The sequence below is a fragment of the Enterocloster citroniae genome, assembly GCF_040545455.1.
Taxonomy (GTDB): domain Bacteria; phylum Bacillota; class Clostridia; order Lachnospirales; family Lachnospiraceae; genus Enterocloster; species Enterocloster citroniae.
Genome location: NZ_JBEPLZ010000001.1, coordinates 215,020 through 232,435 on the forward strand (window position 1 = coordinate 215,020; position 17,416 = coordinate 232,435).

At 51.5% G+C, this 17,416-nt stretch carries 14 protein-coding genes; 3 read left to right on the forward strand and 11 right to left on the reverse strand.

Annotated elements, in window-relative coordinates; genetic code table 11:
* Positions 1 to 296: 296 nt before the first annotated feature.
* The 3 genes from ABID13_RS00970 to ABID13_RS00980 are packed head-to-tail and all read right to left on the reverse strand — an operon-like array spanning position 297 to position 3,949.
* Positions 297 to 2,690 (reverse strand): DUF6449 domain-containing protein, encoded by a 2,394-nt coding sequence (locus tag ABID13_RS00970; protein ID WP_048930623.1) that lies wholly within the window; start codon positions 2,688 to 2,690, stop codon positions 297 to 299.
* Positions 2,665 to 3,564: an ABC transporter ATP-binding protein gene (locus ABID13_RS00975; protein ID WP_045093346.1), complete on the reverse strand. Its 900-nt coding sequence runs from the start codon at positions 3,562 to 3,564 to the stop codon at positions 2,665 to 2,667. The genes ABID13_RS00970 and ABID13_RS00975 overlap by 26 nt, the downstream gene beginning before the upstream one ends.
* Entirely contained in the window at positions 3,557 to 3,949 is a 393-nt protein-coding gene (locus ABID13_RS00980) for a GntR family transcriptional regulator (RefSeq protein ID WP_007863751.1), read from the reverse strand. Before ABID13_RS00980 ends, ABID13_RS00975 begins: the two co-directional genes overlap by 8 nt.
* A 245-nt stretch (positions 3,950 to 4,194) precedes the next feature.
* Here ABID13_RS00980 and ABID13_RS00985 point away from each other — a divergent pair, with 245 nt between their 5' ends.
* From ABID13_RS00985 to ABID13_RS00995, 3 genes are all read left to right on the forward strand, one after another.
* Positions 4,195 to 5,898: a LytS/YhcK type 5TM receptor domain-containing protein gene (locus tag ABID13_RS00985; RefSeq protein WP_048930622.1), complete on the forward strand. Its 1,704-nt coding sequence runs from the start codon at positions 4,195 to 4,197 to the stop codon at positions 5,896 to 5,898.
* Between the two features lie 51 nt (positions 5,899 to 5,949).
* A complete protein-coding gene (locus ABID13_RS00990) occupies positions 5,950 to 6,693 on the forward strand; it encodes a LytR/AlgR family response regulator transcription factor (protein WP_007863747.1) in 744 nt (247 codons plus the stop codon).
* 175 nt (positions 6,694 to 6,868) lie between these two features.
* On the forward strand, positions 6,869 to 8,308 hold the full coding sequence (locus tag ABID13_RS00995; RefSeq protein WP_048930621.1) for a carbon starvation CstA family protein: 1,440 nt from the start codon (positions 6,869 to 6,871) through the stop codon (positions 8,306 to 8,308).
* 152 nt (positions 8,309 to 8,460) lie between these two features.
* On the opposite strand, the gene ABID13_RS01000 is transcribed toward ABID13_RS00995, so the two are convergent.
* The 8 genes from ABID13_RS01000 to ABID13_RS01035 all read right to left on the reverse strand — a co-directional run bounded on the left by ABID13_RS01000 (position 8,461) and on the right by ABID13_RS01035 (position 17,215).
* The gene (locus tag ABID13_RS01000) at positions 8,461 to 10,332 is read right to left on the reverse strand and encodes an ATP-dependent nuclease (protein ID WP_048930620.1); all 1,872 of its coding nucleotides are present in this window, start codon (positions 10,330 to 10,332) and stop codon (positions 8,461 to 8,463) included.
* A 189-nt stretch (positions 10,333 to 10,521) separates the two neighbouring features.
* Positions 10,522 to 11,733 (reverse strand): molybdopterin molybdotransferase MoeA, encoded by a 1,212-nt coding sequence (locus ABID13_RS01005; protein ID WP_048930619.1) that lies wholly within the window; start codon positions 11,731 to 11,733, stop codon positions 10,522 to 10,524.
* A complete protein-coding gene (locus ABID13_RS01010) occupies positions 11,733 to 12,581 on the reverse strand; it encodes a DUF364 domain-containing protein (protein WP_007863737.1) in 849 nt (282 codons plus the stop codon). Before ABID13_RS01010 ends, ABID13_RS01005 begins: the two co-directional genes overlap by 1 nt.
* The gene (locus ABID13_RS01015) at positions 12,578 to 13,729 is read right to left on the reverse strand and encodes an ABC transporter substrate-binding protein (protein WP_048930618.1); all 1,152 of its coding nucleotides are present in this window, start codon (positions 13,727 to 13,729) and stop codon (positions 12,578 to 12,580) included. Before ABID13_RS01015 ends, ABID13_RS01010 begins: the two co-directional genes overlap by 4 nt.
* Positions 13,719 to 14,531 (reverse strand): ABC transporter ATP-binding protein, encoded by an 813-nt coding sequence (locus ABID13_RS01020; protein ID WP_007863734.1) that lies wholly within the window; start codon positions 14,529 to 14,531, stop codon positions 13,719 to 13,721. The genes ABID13_RS01015 and ABID13_RS01020 overlap by 11 nt, the downstream gene beginning before the upstream one ends.
* Positions 14,525 to 15,559, reverse strand: a complete 1,035-nt coding sequence (locus ABID13_RS01025) for a FecCD family ABC transporter permease (protein ID WP_045093350.1) — start codon at positions 15,557 to 15,559, stop codon at positions 14,525 to 14,527. Before ABID13_RS01025 ends, ABID13_RS01020 begins: the two co-directional genes overlap by 7 nt.
* 267 nt (positions 15,560 to 15,826) lie before the next feature.
* The gene (locus ABID13_RS01030; RefSeq protein ID WP_048930617.1) at positions 15,827 to 16,291 is read right to left on the reverse strand and encodes a NanQ anomerase/TabA/YiaL family protein; all 465 of its coding nucleotides are present in this window, start codon (positions 16,289 to 16,291) and stop codon (positions 15,827 to 15,829) included.
* Between the two features lie 90 nt (positions 16,292 to 16,381).
* On the reverse strand, positions 16,382 to 17,215 hold the full coding sequence (locus ABID13_RS01035) for a cell wall hydrolase (RefSeq protein WP_007863728.1): 834 nt from the start codon (positions 17,213 to 17,215) through the stop codon (positions 16,382 to 16,384).
* Between the last annotated feature and the right edge of the window lie 201 nt (positions 17,216 to 17,416).

Below are 17,416 nucleotides of genomic sequence, written 5' to 3' on the forward strand. Positions count from 1 at the left end.
CCCTGTCGGCAGACCCCTCATACGGACCGGCCCTTCTGTTGATATGATTGTAGCTTTCCTTTTGGGGATTGTCAATAAAAAGAAAATTGGGATTTGTGGGATGGGGAGAAGGCAGAGGTGGACCAATGAGAAGAATGGGGATGGGGCGGCGGATACGGCGGCGGGCTTGGCAGGTCTGAGACTCCGGGAAACGGCCCGGCCGCCGGAATTGTGCAAAAGGCTCTCTGGGGTTATCTAAAAGGCCGCGGGCCATCGAATATCAGATGGCGGCCGCGGCTTTGTTATATTTGACCGGCCTACTCCACTTCCATGGGAATCCCGGCAAACAGATCCAGCATCTCAGGCGTCACCCGGTCCTCCATAATGAGGCCGGATACATATTGATTGCCCTTCAGCTCGATCTGGCAGTATGAGAACCCTCCTGCCGGCTGATGGAACTGATCCATCTGATAGTATTCTTCCTCCATCATGGCATCCATAAGCAGGGCAATGTCATGGGCGTCTGTGAAGTGCAGGCTTCCGTCTTCCTGGTAATAGGGATTCTTTTTCTGCAGTTCTGCCAGTTCCTCATCCTGCGGTATGTCGCTGTAGGATGATTTTAAAAGGTTTTGGACATTGATGGTTATCTCTTTTACCTGCTCTGGGGCAAAAAAGGTTCCCGGTTTTTCCCCCTGGCTCTCCAGTATCTGGATGGTGCGGGTGAATGAGGGATAAATGGGCCAGTATTGGTTAAAGTCCTCTACCCTGTAATCCCAGTAACCGCCCCTGTATTTGTACAGGGAATCTTCGATCCCTTTTTTCAGATAATGAACCGAGTCCTTTGTCACAAAGCAGATGCTTCCAATGGGGGCTTCCTGGATCCTTGTCTGTGTATCCAGGGCCATAAGGTCTGTCTGATAGGCTTTTAACAGTTCGGTCAGCACGCTGCCCTCCTCCGCGGTGTAGGCGATGGTCCCCGCCTCCTTGTAATACGCCCGGCTCAGCTGTTCAGGCGTCTGGGAAAGGATGCGGTACAGTCCCGTCTTATAATCAGTCTGGCTGTACAGCTTCTCATAGGTATCCATTATGTCGGAAAGATAAAGGCTGTAAGCGCGGCTGACCCGGCGTCCGTTTGTAAGGCGGTAGTTAACAGTCACATTGGTATAGTACATCTGCCTGTCGGTCTCGTTTTCCTCTCCCGCCACTTTACCTGCCACAAAGACGGATGTGGGGCCGTCCGCCCCTCCGATATAGGAAACCCGGGTGTTTGCGTATGCCGGTGTCCTGCTGCTGCCCAGGCGCACCTTCCTGTCTTCAATGGCGTTGCGGCGCCCCTCTTCTGCAATGGGAAGCACCAGTCCCATATCGGTGAGCTTCATATTTTTCTCTATTTCTTCGTAGGCTGCTTTGTAGGTGACTCCAAACTCTCCGCTGTCACTGATGGTGATCTCCCGGCTGTCCAGCCAGTTGCTGTCAATGCCGATCTCCAGGCTGGCGGATGCGATCCGGTCGGCCTGAGGCATGTAGGAGTCATATCCGTACCAGTCATAACGGAAGCTTAAAAATGCCAGCACGCCTGCCGCCAGACAGATGACCAGCTGTACCCTATGGCCGAACAGTTTCTTAAAGTCAAAATGATAGATGATCTCCACAATGCAGTGGGTCAGTATAACGGCCACCACAATTCCGAACAGCCCCCATTTTAAATTGCTCTGGAGGGACCAGAAAAACATACCGCCGGCAAGGCCGCAGCCAATGACCAGGATCATGCGGATCGGCGCCATGGTCCGCTTAAACGCCATGGCTCTGCCCGCCGCCTCGGAGGGACGCTTGCGGTAGAGCTGAAGCCCCAGAAGTGAAAATGCCAGGAATCCGAAGCCTGTGCATATGAGTTCAGGTATATGTTTTCCTATGTTTTTCACGCCCCAGCTCAGGGCAGTCATGTATACGCTGAAGGGCGACAGGTATTTCATGCCCCACATAAAAGGTGAATCCTCGGAACTCCACATATTTCTGGCCGTGGTCAGGAAAAACGTCTCACAGTATGCTGCCAGAAGCATCATGATCGCCGGCAGGAAGAAAAAGAATACGCCGGAGCCCAGGAGGCCCACCACCATGTTTCCTGTCATCATCATGGCAACCACCACAACTGCATACATGAGAAGGAAATACAGCATGTTCAGCGCCCAGCCGCCTGCCATTGGTCCGATCAGGCTTCCCAGGCGCACGCCGTAAGACAGGGCCACTCCCAGCATAAGGATCAGGTTGATCAGGTAGCACAGGCCCACGATCAGGATACCCCCCGTATATTGTGTGCTGTACAGGATCTCCCTTCTCACAGGAATGCTGTGATAAAAATCGATTTTCTTTCTATTGTGCAGATAGGAGAAGCTGGATACACCAATCACCACGGCCGCCACAATGAGCAGGAATACGATCAGGCCGTTTCCAAAGGCCGCATCACTCAGCACCACCTTTGTCTTCAGTTCCAGCAGCTTGGCCTGGAACAGGTCATCGGGCAGGGAACCGTCCTGGACAAAGTTTCTGTATCCGTTATATATAAAGTAATCCGTATTGGCCGCGTTCTCCATGGAGAGTGCAAGGCCGATGGGCAGTGAGAAGAAGAACGCCAGGAAAACCAGGGCAATGGCCCATACGCGGCGCTTTAAATCCTCCCTTAACAACTTAAAGTACAAGCTTCCTGATGTCATAACCAGCCACCTCCGTTTCACTGATAAATATTTCCTCCAGGGACAGAGGGATGCATTCAAAGAACACCGGATCATAGGAGGACATGATCGCCTCTATCTCCGGCCTGGTCCCCCGCACCGTAACCGTGCACAGCCGTCCCCTCTGTTCAATGCTCACCTTGTCAAGAGCCACCAGGTCCTCGGGCTTCATGTCAGGCTGCAGCACACACTGGACCTTATGAATGTTCAGCTTCATGTCATCCAGATCCTTGGAAAGAAGGATCCCTCCCTTGTGGAGAAGACCTACGTGGTCACAGATATCCTCCAGCTCCCTCAGGTTGTGGGACGCGATAATGGGAGTCAGGTTCCTGTCCTCCATGTCAGCTGCAAATATGCTTTTAACCGTCTGGCGCATAACCGGATCCAATCCGTCAAACGTCTCGTCACAGAACAGATAGTCCGTGGCAGCGCACACGCCGCAGATAACGGAAACCTGCTTCTTCATGCCTTTGGAAAATGTGTGTATCTTACGCTTTTCATCCAGTCCGAAACTTTGCATCAGCTTGTGAAACCTGGTTTCATCAAACTTTTCATAGATTTTTCTGTAATAGTGCATCATCTCCAAAGGTGTTGTGTTGCTGAAAAAAAACTGTTCGTCCGATATATAGAAAAAACGCTTTTTTGCAGATGTATTCTCAAATACCTCATGTCCGTCTATGGTGATACATCCCTCATCCGGCTTCAGCACCCCGCTTGCCAGTCTGAGGAAGGTGGATTTGCCGGCCCCATTGGTGCCGATCAAGCCAAAGACGCTTCCGTCCTTTATGGTGGCGTTCAAGTGATCCACGGCCATAATATCATCAAACCGCTTGGTCAGATTCACTGCTTCAATCATGCCTCTCTCCCCTTTCTGTCATATACTCACGGTATTTTTTCTCTATGATCCCTGTCATATCTTCTTCCGTGACCCCGATCTTTATGCCCTCGCTTACCGAGGACTCAAACCGGATCTTCCATTCTCCCAGCATGCCCGCCCTTAGGCGGCTGCTGTCAGCCACAAAACTTCCCTTACCCTTGATGGAATAAATGTATCCCTGCCGCTCCAGCTCTCCATATGCGCGCTGGATGGTATTGGGATTGATGGAAAGCTCCGTTGCCAGGCTGCGCACCGAAGGAAGCTGTGAGTCCTGTGGAAGTACTCCGTTAAACATCAGTTCCTGGAACCGTTCCACCACCTGCTCATACAAAGGCCTCCGGTCCCTGTAGTCCAGTACGATCATCCCTTCTTTCCCCCTTTCCGGAAATTCACCCGGCCTATATAGCGTACTCTCGGAGATTCCGAAAGAACACCTTATTCCAACGGCACAGGCGTATTATCTGTATTAATTATATTAGTACAGTTATCTTCGACATTAGATTACCATATCTTTCCGGGAAAAACAATAAAAGATTTTCTTAAGATTCCCTGTTCTGCAAATATTTGGTATACTGATAGTACCATAAAATCATCACAAGGAGGCCTCCTATGCCCAATACCATGTTTTTCAGCCTGCTTTTAAACATAGGGCTGCTGGTTCTCATCGCCACGCTGCTCACCAAGATACCCGTTGTCCGCAGTATGCTTTTGGGTGATAACAACCCCATTGGCAGCCGTGCTGCACTGGCAGTTATCTTTGGCCTTGTCAGCATCTTCTCCACCTACACAGGCGTGCGTGCCCAGGGAGCCATTGTAAACACAAGGGTCATCGGTGTGCTGGCAGCCGGGCTCCTAGGCGGCCCCTATGTGGGCATGGGCGCCGCCATCATCGGAGGGCTGCACCGCTATCTTTTTGATATCGGCGGATTTACAGCCGTATCCTGCGCCGTATCCACATTTGTGGAAGGACTGATCGGATCCGTTTTTTCCAGACGTTTTAAGGCAGGAAAGATAGACAGCACAGGCGTGTTCCTGATCACGGCCCTGGCCGAGGTGGGACAGATGCTCATCATCATCCTTATTTCCAAGCCCTTTCCCGCCGCCCTGGAACTGGTCCAGTTGATCGCATTTCCCATGATCATCATGAACGCCCTGGGAATGGTTGTTTTTATTGCAACCTTTAACATGGTATTTATGGAGGAGGACAGCCAGTTTGCTGAAAAGATGCGCCTGGCTCTGGGAATCGTGGAACAGAGCCTTCCCCATCTGAGAAAGGGTCTTTACAGCGCAAGGGACATGGAAGCCACGGCTGAGATCATCTACAACTCCACCGCCTGTGCTGCTGTCATGATCACAGATACCCAGAGGATCCTGGCCATGAAGGGGGATGCCCGGTACAATGATCTAAAAGGGGATGCCATATTAAAACCCATACTGGACTCCATCCACAATAAAAAGCCCACTACATTTTCCTATGCGGAAAAACCGGACCCCCTGTATCACATCCTGAAAAACCACATTATCGTGGCCGCGCCCCTGATCGAGATGGATAAACCCATCGGCAGCCTGACCATGGTGGTGAGAAAACACTGGCATACCTCCCAGTCCAACCTGAATTTCGCCTCGGAGCTGGCCAGGCTTTTTTCCACCCAGCTGGAGCTCTCCGACCTGGATTACCAGAAGCAGCTGCGGCGCAAGGCTGAGTTTAAGGCACTGCAGTCCCAGGTCAACCCGCATTTCCTTTACAATGCCCTTAATACCATCTCCTATGTGTGCCGGGAAAATCCGGAGCGGGCCAGGGAACTGATACGCACCCTCTCCTCCTATTACAGGCAGACACTGGAAAACGACCAGTATATGCTGAGCCTTCACACAGAGCTCTACCATGTCTCCAGCTATCTGGAGCTGGAGAAGGCCCGGTTTGAGGAGAAGTTACAGGTCACCATGGATGTGGAGGAGGACATCAACTGCATGGTTCCCTCCTTCATCCTCCAGCCCCTTGTGGAAAATGCGGTCCGGTACGGAGCGGACAAAAGGGGACAGAGAAGCGTTTCCATCAGCGCCCATGGGGCGGGCAATTCCGTGGAGATCGCCGTGACCGACAAAGGTCCCGGCTTTCCCATGGAAGCCGTCAAACAGCTCTACAGCAATGAGGGGAAAGGCAGTGTGGGCCTGAAAAATGTGCACCGGCGCCTGAAAAGCATATACGGTGAGGACAATGGTCTGAAGATCGAATCATCCCAGGACGGTTCCAAAGTATGGTTCAGGGTTCCCATGCAGCCGGAACCGGACCAGGAACCGCTGTATTCGTAAGAGCTTTGCGCGGTTTTGGACAAACCACAAGACAAGGGGGAATTTTTACATATGAAAATAGCTGTGATCGATGACGAACGGCCGTCAAGAAAAGAACTGGTCCATCAGATCCTGTCCGTTCTGCCGGACAGCCGGATCGAGGAGGCGGACAGCGGGGCCGGGGCCCTTGAACTTATAAGCGCCCAGTCCTTTGATCTGCTCTTTGTGGACATCAATCTCAATGATATGGAAGGGACCACCCTGGCCGCTGCCGCCAGGCGCATACTTCCGGACGCCCAGATCGTATTTGCCACCGCCTACTCCCAGTATGCGGTCAAGGCCTTTGAACTGGGCGTGAACAACTACATCCTAAAGCCCTTTGACCCGGACCGTGTCCGCAGGGTCCTGGAAAAGTGCCAACTGGATCTAAAGCACTCATGTCCTGCCGGGGAAGATATAAACAGTCCATCCGGCTCCCTGCCGGTTGGCCGGCTGGCCGTCAATGTAAACCGCACCATTGTGCTGCTGGATATACATAAGATCGTATACATTGAGACCGCCGGACGCAGCTGTGTCATACACACCACGGACGGAGATTACACAGAGAACCAGCTGCTGGGGGAATATGAGAAAAGGCTGGCCTCCTGCGGATTTTACCGCATCCACAAGAGCTATCTTGTCAATCTCAGCCACATCACGGAAATGTTTCCATGGGCCAACAACAGTCTGGCCGTTAAGATGATGGGATATGAAAAAGATATCCTGCCCGTGGGAAGGGAAAAGGTGAAAAGCCTCAGACAGGCATTGGGGATCTAAGATACCGTTGAGGATAAACCTTCCGTTTGTGCATTCACAGCTTCCGTTCATTCATTTATAGGTGTCGTTTGTGCACTTAGTACTGCAGTTCATGCAAAAAGTGTTTTCTTTTGTATATATTTCAGTACAATTAAGACATGACAAATGAACGATTTATCAAACAGGAGGTAGGTTTATGATTAGTTTCTTTGTATGTCTGGCACTTTTAATCGGCGGTTTCATGGTGTACAGCAAGGTGGCTGAAAAAGTATTTGGTCCTGACGACCGCAAACCACCGGCACTTACCATGACGGACGGCAGTGATTACGTCCCCATGGGCACTCCCCGTATTTTCCTGATCCAGCTTCTCAACATCGCGGGCCTTGGTCCCATCTTCGGCGCCCTGGCAGGCGCATGCTGGGGACCCAGCGTATTTCTCTGGATCACCTTTGGTACCCTGTTGGGCGGCGGTGTCCATGACTACATGGTGGGAATGATGTCCATGCGTCACAAGGGAGCCAGCGTATCCGAGCTCACGGGAACTTATCTGGGCGATGCCATGAAACAGGTTATGCGCGTGTTTTCCGTGGTACTCCTGGTGCTGGTAGGCGTCAGCTTCTCCACAGGCCCGGCCAATCTTCTGGCCATGCTGACCCCTCAGGTCCTGGATGCCAAATTCTGGCTGGTTGTTGTCTTGGTTTATTACTTTATTGCCACATTTGTCCCCATAGACAAGGTGATCGGAAAGATTTACCCTATTTTCGGAATCTGTCTTATTGTTATGGCACTTGGAGTAGGAGGCGCCATCCTGTTGGGCGGATACCATATACCTGAGATCTCCCTGACCAACCTGCATCCTTCCGGCACCCCCATCTGGCCGACCATGTTCATATCCGTTGCCTGCGGCGCCATCTCCGGTTTCCATGCAACCCAGTCTCCCCTCATGGCGCGCTGTCTTACCAATGAAAAAGACGGACGCCGGGTATTCTACGGCGCCATGGTCGCTGAAGGCATTATTGCCCTGATCTGGGCAGCTGCAGGAGTTGCTTTTTACGATGGCACAGGCGGATTGTTGAATGCACTTGGAAACGGACAGTCTGCGGTTGTCTATGAGATCTGCTTCACGCTTTTAGGGCCTGTGGGCGCAGTGATCGCCATGATCGGCGTAATCGCCTGCCCCATCTCCTCCGCCGACACGGCATACAGGAGCGCAAGGCTTACACTGGCTGACTGGTTTAAGATGGACCAGAAGCCTGTTAAGAACCGCCTCATGCTCACCATCCCTCTGTTGGGCGTAGGTACTGTCCTGACCCAGGTTGATGTACAGGTAGTATGGAGATATTTCTCCTGGAGCAACCAGACACTGGCCATGATCGCCCTCTGGTCCGCAAGCGTGTATTTATTCCGCAGGAAACGCTTCTACTGGCTTACGGCCCTTCCTGCAACCTTTATGTCGGCCGTGTCCTGTACCTATATCCTGATGGCCAAGGAAGGCTTCCAGCTCTCCACCGCCATTGCTTATCCGGTGGGCATCCTTTTTGCCGCTGTCTGCCTGGGAACCTTTGTCTATACCTGTGTGATGGGCAAGGGAAAAAACGCGGAGTCCCCATCTGCGGAGGATGCATATACGGCTTGATGTATCAGTACAGCCTGGCGCATCAGTACAGCCTGGCGCATCAGTACGGCTTGACGTATAGTACGGTTTCACCTGTATACATAAAAAATATGCAAGGCATAAAATGATCATAGGGCCGGCAGGATTTTCCTGTCGGCCCATTTTGCTGGCAATCATTTATCGGCAATTGCATCTTCCTTTTTACGGCTGTCAAAATATACGAACCTGTCAATAGCCTCCAGTATATCTTTAAACTCTTCACTGGGCGCCATGTCTATGTATGCCTTGAGAATCTCCTGCTCACGCTCCCTGAAGGGCCCATAGAATATATCATAGAGATTATGGCCTCTCATATAGGTCTTGATCTCTTCCATATGTTCCCTCATATCCTGGCAAGATGTAAAATCCCGCCCCATGATCTCCTTTAACTGCTGTCCGCTTCGTATCCGGTAAAGATATTCACGCCACTTGTCATACAGGGTTTTATAAAATGCCTCCTCACTCTCCACGATCCCCAGCTTTGCCATAATGGATGGGTTTAAAAAATAGTTCTCAAAGGAATAATATTTTAATATGAGCACATTGCGCCTTGTCACCTTGGGGAGACGGTCCACATCCTCCAGGCTGCGCTCATCATAATACCTGCACAGCTGGGATGCCAGTTCCTCCGGGTCCTTACCGTCCCCGTCCCGGATCATCAGAAACTGATCCCGAAGATACACCTGATTCATATATTTCAGGTTGGCATACGTCTTTATATTGGTACAGCTGTTGGTGGTAATGATGGATATCCTGGAAAATTTGCCCTCTGAGTCATATATCTCGGAATAATACTTTTCCAAAAGCAGGGGCAGGCGGCTCTTATCCTGTTTCCCCTCCACAATGAACACAAAGCTTACATTTAGCAGGTCGCTGGCACCATACCCCAGGTCATCCAGGATTTCTCCCAAATCTGCCTTTTTCCTGACAACGGAATACCGCTCCTCATCCAGCACCACCTGGCGGATCTGGCGGATGCTGAAATTAAAAAGCAGGTCAGGACTGTGGGTCTTAAAAATGACCTGGTTTTTCTTTGAAAGCCGGTACAGAATCTCGCTGCAGGTCTTCTGAAGCTGGGGATGGAGGAATATCTCCGGGTCCTCCACCACAATGATGCTGGGAATGCGGCTCTGCTCGCTGATATAGGTTTCCAGCAGGGACAGCATATAGATGCTCCTCATCCCCTTTCCCATCAGTTCCACCGGCTTTACACTGCCCCTCTGAAGGTTGTGGGCCGTCACCTCAACGGAAAACAGCTGGTCCGTGTCGCAGTTCAACGTATACTGGATCTCCTCATAACCGCCGTTCTTGTAAAAATTTTCATTGACCTTTCTGGAAAACTCGCTGAGGTTCAGCTGGTAGATCTTATACTCCAGCAAACGTGCCGTCTCAAATACAGTGAGCTCCTCCGGCTTTTTCTTGTTAATCAGGCCAATACACTGGAAGCAGTGGTTGCATTTCTTGGCTCCTTCAAAGATACAGGTCCCTGAACGGAGCCGCCTTAACTCCTCATCCTCCTGGAACATCAAAAGGTCATTCTGCAGCTGGTTTAATTCCCGTTCCGCGGTGATCCGGTAAATATGGGGCAGGACCATGGGGATATAGGGGTTATTCTTGCGGTAAAGATCTTCATACCGCACCCGGCCGTCCAGGTTCACATGAAAGGTAAAGCACAGCTCACCGTCCCGGAAGGAGGGGAGCCGCTCCCCAAACACCCGCTTCCACACATCATAACGCCGGTACTGGCTCACAACGCCTCTCCGGTGAAACTGCTCCAGATCCCCCTCCTCTATGGAAAAGGCAGCATCAATGCGGATCGCCTGCCTTTTCTCATTAAAGTCCTGTTCCTGGATCTGATAGCATCCGCACACAGCGCATACCGCGTCCAGCACAGAGGTCTTTCCTGTATTATTTTTACCCACCAAAATCAGCGCCCTGTCAATATCACGGATCTCCAGGTCGCGGATGGATTTAAAGTTGCGTATGTGTAAATAGGTAAGCTGCATATGGTTGCCCCCGCTTATAAAAGTCATATGTTCTTTCTACCAGTATACGCCATAGAACACATCGGAACAACCCCTGAATTCACCTTATGATACCAACGGATATCACCGGGCCGGGCTGCTGCCGCTGGACTGGGATTTCCGCCATCATGTCACACCTGCTGCCACCGGACCGGGATTTCCGCCGTCATGTCACACCTCCTGCCGCTGGACCGGGATTTCCGCCAATGGAAGCTCCACCTTGACTGTCTCTCCCTTTGTAAACCTTCTTCCCTTTGGACAATAGCAGATGGCTTTGAGATCATTTCTGCACTCAGCCCTTGTCCTGCCGGATACAGGCCAGGGAACCCCATGGAATATCCCCTTATGCACGGATAACTCCATCCCCTGCATGAAATCAATGGGACGGGAGGGAATGTCCCCGTCCAATACGGCGCTGACCCATGGGACCGGGCGGATTTTCCCTGTCACAAGCAGCTCTATGGCTGCTTTGATATAGTATTCGCTTATGAGCTGCGCGCCTCCTGGCGGCCCCGGTATCCCCATAACAGGCACTCCCTCCACCATGGTAAGGCTGCAGTGTTTTCCCGGAGCAACCCCCAATTCGCGAACGATCACAGTTCCAATGGAATCCAGCACATCCATGGTAAAGTCCTTGCTTCCCTTGGATGAACCGGCGCCGATGATCACCAGATCCGCCTGGCGGATGCCACAAAGAAGGGCGTCTTTAATCACGTCCGGGTCATCCTCCAAAATACGCGACACGGACGGCTGTCCGCCAAAACGCCGTATCATGGCCCACAGCATCACACTGTTTGACTCCGTATTGCTGCCTGTTGGGACTCCCCCGCCAAAGGGCACCAGTTCATCTCCCGTGGGCAGGAACAGTACCCTTGGGCGCACGTAAACAGGAACACTCCGGTATCCGGCCCCTGCCAGGACTCCCAGCAGCGCGGGATGGAGCATTTCCCCTTTATGGGCCAGGATCTCCCCTTTCTTTATCTGACTGCCCACAGGAGTCACGTACTCCCCCCATGTTTGCGGACAGGATAAAAGGTGAAGTGCACCACCGGCCTCCATCACCACATCCTCTATGGCTATGACCGTATCAAACGCATCCGGTATGGCCACTCCTGTGTTGCTAAACACATAATCCGTTCCTCCCTTCCAGGCGGATGTGTCCGGAATCCCGGAGGTAAAATCCGAGAACCTGACCGCAATGCCGTCAAAGGCACTGGTTGGACGATTGGGCAGGGAATATCCCGCCCTCAGGTCCTCTGCCACAATCCGGCCATCCCCGTCCCATATCTGAACCTGCTCCGTCCTCCCCTTCCATGGAATATAAGTCTCCAGGATAGAGAACATCTCATCCCGGACAGGTTCTGTACCATATGTATCCCGCATCAGGCATTTCCCCCTTTTTTCACTATTACGGTCCTGTCCGCATATTTTCCAAAAAAATGATATCCCGAGCCGCCTTCGCTGATGATATCCAGCAGTTCATCCGCTTTTGTCACATGGATACCGCCCAGCATGGTAACCCCCCTGGAAAAGAAGGCATCGGGAAGCATACTGGCCGTGGGGCCTGTCACCAGAATCTGGGCCCCTGGTTTTGCCATATCCAAAAGGCCGGGAAGCGTGTCGTTAAGAATGGTCACTCCCGTGATCACCATAAGATCTGCCTCCGGCACATAAACGCCGGCCTGGTCAGCCGGTGCATAGTAAGGCAGCTCCCGCTCTTTTAAGGTTCGCGGATCCTGTTCCAGCACATGAAAACAGGCATTGGCCGCCATCAGCTTTTTAAGCATGGGCACCAGTGCTCCCACCACCACTGTTTTTGGATAGTTCTCCACCTCCAGCTGGTCAAATGCATCCACTCCGGCCAGGATCTCATATCCGGCAGGCACTTCCCGCTCCCACACAGCCATGCTGAGAGCATTGAGAGCAGCAATGCCAAGGGTGCGCCGCAGTATATTGTCCCCGAATATATCATCTAAATATTCCTTCACCGGACGCCCTTTCAGACGTCCGGACAAGGGCATGGCTTTGGCTGAACTGGGACAGCAGACTGCCTGAGGCATTTCCTTTACCGGTGTAAAGCAGAGTCCTCCCTGCCCGGTGGACAGCTTAACCCCTGAAAAGAACAGCCCGAACACCGCCCGTTCAACGGTCATATCCTCCAGCTCTCTTCCCAGATGCTGCCTGACCAGCTCCACGGATTCCCTCAGTATGGCGGATTCATAGCATCTCATGACACGCCTCCTATGATTGCATCCAGCTGCTCCTCACTGACTTCATATTGGAAGAAATGGCTGTAAAAATATGAGATTTTCTCCTTTAATTCATCAGTGCCCACCACTTCAGGATAAAGCTTATTCATGGTCCAGAATACGGTCAGCGGCTGTTCCACGGTCCGGTTCCCCCACACATGGGCCACGGTGGGAATGCTGTAGATCGCACCGTTCTTCACCCCGTTAATATCAGAGTACAGAGAATCCTCCATCAGAACTGTTTTCATGGACGGGTCCGTGACGATCATCACATCCGGATTCCATTTAAGCACATCTTCCTGGGTGTAGGTGCAGCTTCCATTTTCATTATTCCAGCTGTCTTTTGTAACACTGATCCCCCCTGCTGCCTCGATCCACCACTCTGCGATCACATGGGGCTGGGTCAGCTTGTCAATATTTCCGTACAAGACTGTCTTCTTATCCCCATCCTTAAGGGAAGCTGCCTTTTCGCCGGCTTCCTCCACCATCTGGTCAAAATAGGCCAGGTAATCCTGGGCCAGTTCCTTCTTATCCAGCACTTCCCCCATCAAGGTAACAGCTGTCTTTACATCATTGGTCTGCTTCCACTCAAAATAGATCACGTTCAGGCCGTTGGATTCCAACGGTTCAATCAGGTCCTTGGACATTACCAGGCACAGATCCGGGTTCAGGGCCAGCACCTTTTCCATCTGTATTTCCCCGTCCGCGTTCTGAAGCACCGGCGCACCCTTTATCTGAGGCGCAAACTCATACTGCATGGCCCATTTATCAGATTTGGTAAAACTGGCCGTCATGTCGTTGCAGATCTTCTCCCCGCTTCCCATAAGCTCTACAAATGCATTGATGACTCCGATGGATCCAAAGGTTGCGATGCTGTCTATCTCCGTGGGCAGTGTCACGGTCCTGCCGGCCATGTCAGTGACATCATGAGTGGCTTTCCCTTCCTGCTTTGCTGCCCCGGCTGTATTCTCGGCTGCGGTCCCGGCTGTGGTTCCGGCTGCGGTTACAGCCGGAGTTTCGGCCGTATTCCGGCCTGTGTTTCCACAGCCTGTCATCATCCCCGCTCCCAATGCTGCCGACAGGATCACCGCCATAATCCCAGATCTGCCTTTTCTCATATTACGTCTCATTATTTCCTCTCCTTTTGATCACCGGTACACAGACCCTTTGTATGGCCTGTTCCCCTTTATTCTCTAACGCGGCTTCGGTTACAACAACCGGTACGCGGTAAAGTTCCGTTAAATTATCACTGGTTACAACCTGATCCGGTGTTCCAAATGCCATCACTCCCCCATCCCTCATAAGGACCGCTTTGTTGCAGGCCAGGAATGCGTGATCCGGAAAGTGGGAGGTCATAAGGATCCCGTATCCCCCTCCTGACAAATTCCGGATCATATCCAATATTTTCACCTGATTGCTGTAATCCAGGGCTGCTGTGGGCTCGTCCAGGATCAGATAATTGGCCTGTTGGGTCAATGCTCTGGCAATCAGCACCATCTGACGCTCCCCTCCGCTGAGGATCTGAAAATTCTTATGTTTCATATCCATGATCCCCATACGGTCCATGACCTCATAAGCAATGCTCCGGTCCTTCTTTGATATGGATGCACCCAGACGCATATGTGCCACACGTCCCATCAGCACCACCTCCTCCACAGAATAGGGAAATGACAGTCCTGTGGACTGAGACACATAGGCCAGCCTGGCAGCCCTTTCCCTGGATGTCATACAGCAGATATCCCTGCCATCCAGAAGAATCCGTCCCCCATCAGGTTTCTGATGGTTCAGAAGACATTTTAACAAGGTTGTCTTACCCGTGCCATTGGGGCCCAGAAGGCACAGGCAATCCCCAAAATCCAGGTCAAAACTCACATCCTTTAATACCAAGTCTCCGTGTTTGTAGGAAAATCTCAGGTGCTCCACTGTCAGCATTGGGAAGCCCCCTTTCTGGAACGGACCAGAAGAAATGCAAAAACCGGAGTTCCTACCAGGGCAGTCAATACCCCAAGGGGCAGTTCCACGCTGTTAGCCCCCCGTATGATATCGTCCATGAGCAGCAGAAAGAAACCGCCGATGAGAAATGACACCGCGATCAGCCTGGAATATCTGGCCCCCGTAAACAGGCGGGTGATATGCGGCACCACCAGTCCTACCCATCCGATCATTCCGCAGATGCTCACCGACACCACGGTCATCATGGTGGAGGTGACGATCACAAGAAAACTCACCAGCTTCACATTCACTCCCAAGGCCGCAGCCTCTTCCTCCCCGGTTGCCAGCACATCGATCTGGTTCCGGTACAGAAACAGGATGAGGAGACAGACTCCGGTCACGGGCAGGAGGATTCCCACATCCTCCATGTCCCCCTTTCCCAAACTGCCCATAAGCCAGAAGGTAATGGATGGAAGCTGGCTGTCCGTATCCGCGTATGTTTTAACCACGGATAAAAGCGCCTGGAACAGGCTGGATACAATGACTCCGGCCAGAACCAGGGTAGTAACCTCAGCTTTCCCGTAAACAGAGCCGATCAAATAAGCGGCTGCCACGGCTGCCAGACCAAAGACCAGGGCGCTCAGCTGGATCTGGGCCCAGGAGCCGCTTCCCAGCATTGCCAGGGCGGCACCGAACCCTGCTCCTGCCGACACCCCCAAGATATCCGGGGATACCATAGGGTTCTTAAACAAGGTCTGATAGGATGCTCCGGAAACAGCCAGACCGCCGCCCACCAGGATTCCAAGCAGTATTCTGGGGATCCTGACCTGGAAAATGACTTTTTCCACGGCCGGATCCCAATAAGGCGTGAACTCAGTTATCCCGGACCAGAGCACATCCCAAACCGTTCCCACAGGAATGGGATAAGTACCCACCAGGAAAGAAGCAAAAAACAAGCCGGTCAGCAGCATGATCAGGACCAGCACCAATATGCGGAATTTCATTTTCCCCTTTTTATCTTTTCTCATTCCCCTTTACACGCTCCCCCGGACATGATTCCCTGTACGTTCTCCGCCTCAGACCAATCGGCCGCAATCCGTATCCCGGTTCCCCGCAGGGCCAGGCGTGTAACCGCCACCAGGGCAAATCGTTATTCTTTTTAAAGTATAACGATATTATACAATACTTTATCCTATGTGTCATCCACTTTTTAACTTCCTTATAATAAAAGCAGGGCCTTGGCATAAAAAATACCCGGCATACACTGCCGGGCAAAACCAGATCCGCCTAACGGATCAATCCTCTTTAATTTTTACGATCACCTTTTTAATGGGCGCCGGCTCCTGGTCAGCTGCCTTTGGCTTATGGGCATCCCATGGTTGAAAGATCAGGTACTGGTCTGCTTTTGTCACGATCCGAAGTCCCGGAGTTGTATTCTCAAAGAATACCACATCCTTGTCTGGATTATAAGGTGTCTTTACTATCATCTCGTGAACAGGCGCATAGGTCATGACCTCGCTTCCCTCGATCACATACTGGATATCAGTATAGTGCTCATGGGCTTCATACTTTGCCTCATCCCAGGGAATGGTGGTGTAAGCTACAACATTGGCATACACGTTCTTGCCGTCAATCTCATACTTACCTGGTTCAAGCGCGTCCAGATCCGTATTCTGCAGAAAATCCACCGCTTTGGCATATCTGCCTTCCACTCCCAAGTTTCTGTAAAAATCCAGGTTTTTCTTTTCATCAAAAATCATATCCCATTCTCCTTTGTGTTAATATTTTCCAATACAAGTATACACCTAAAGCTATGGGAAACTCAATCCTTTTTTAAGCCCTTATATTCTTTAACGGAAAAACTCATGGCCGTCATGGGCAAAAAGGTAAGTAAGGTGCCTGTCAAACCAGGCAGCCGCTCCTCCGGAACCTCTCCGGTTCATAAAATAAAGGGCTCCGCCCGAGTAATCCTCTCCGTCCAGAGCACGCTCCACACATGCTATGGTCTCCGCTGTCACCTTAACAGAATTGATCCTGCCGTTGGCCACGGGCTGAAACTGGGATGGCTCGTACACAACTGCTTTTATACTGTCAGGAAACTCCTTGGATAATACACGGTTAATGATCACATCTGCTACCAGGATCTTGCCTCTCTCATCACAGATGCCTGCCTCGGCCTGGACAATGCGCAAAAGGACTTGGTAATCCTCATCCGTATAACGGATTCTTCTGGCCGCCCTGCGCTCCTCTTCTGCCTTTTTTCTTGCTTCCTCTTCCTGTCTTTCTTTTAATATCTGTTTCTGAAGTGTCTCTATCTGGGTCTGTGCAGCTGCCTGCTGTCTCTGCTTTTCACGGACATTTGCTTCCAGCAGCGCACCGGCCAGATGTTGGCCTTCGCTGTCTGTGTTTAATAGCCCGAATTGTATTTTTGCTTCCGTAACCAGACCGCTTCCTTCTGCTTCCTCTGTCTGTGTATCCTCCTCCTGACTTTCCTCAGCAATGGGCGCAGCCAGGGCATTCTTGCCCCCGCCGCCAAACCCGTTGGCGGAAAATGCAATGATGGCAACCACCATCATCCCTGTCAGAAGAACAGATGAGGAACGGTACATCTGCTTTGTCACCTTCACGGTAAGTGATTTAACAAAGAGAACAACCGATTGAAGGAATGAATGTAATGTAAGCATACATACTCCTCTTTCCTGGACCCCATTCTGTCTGCGGGTATCCAATTCTCGTTTTTGTTGCAGTGGGTATCCCCCACTTTGTGCATGTTTTTCTGGGATGTACGGCTAATTATATGGGATTTGACTTTTGCAGTCAATGGACTTTTAACATGTTTGTTACATTTTTTATTATATTTGAAATATTTGTAATTATTTTTATGG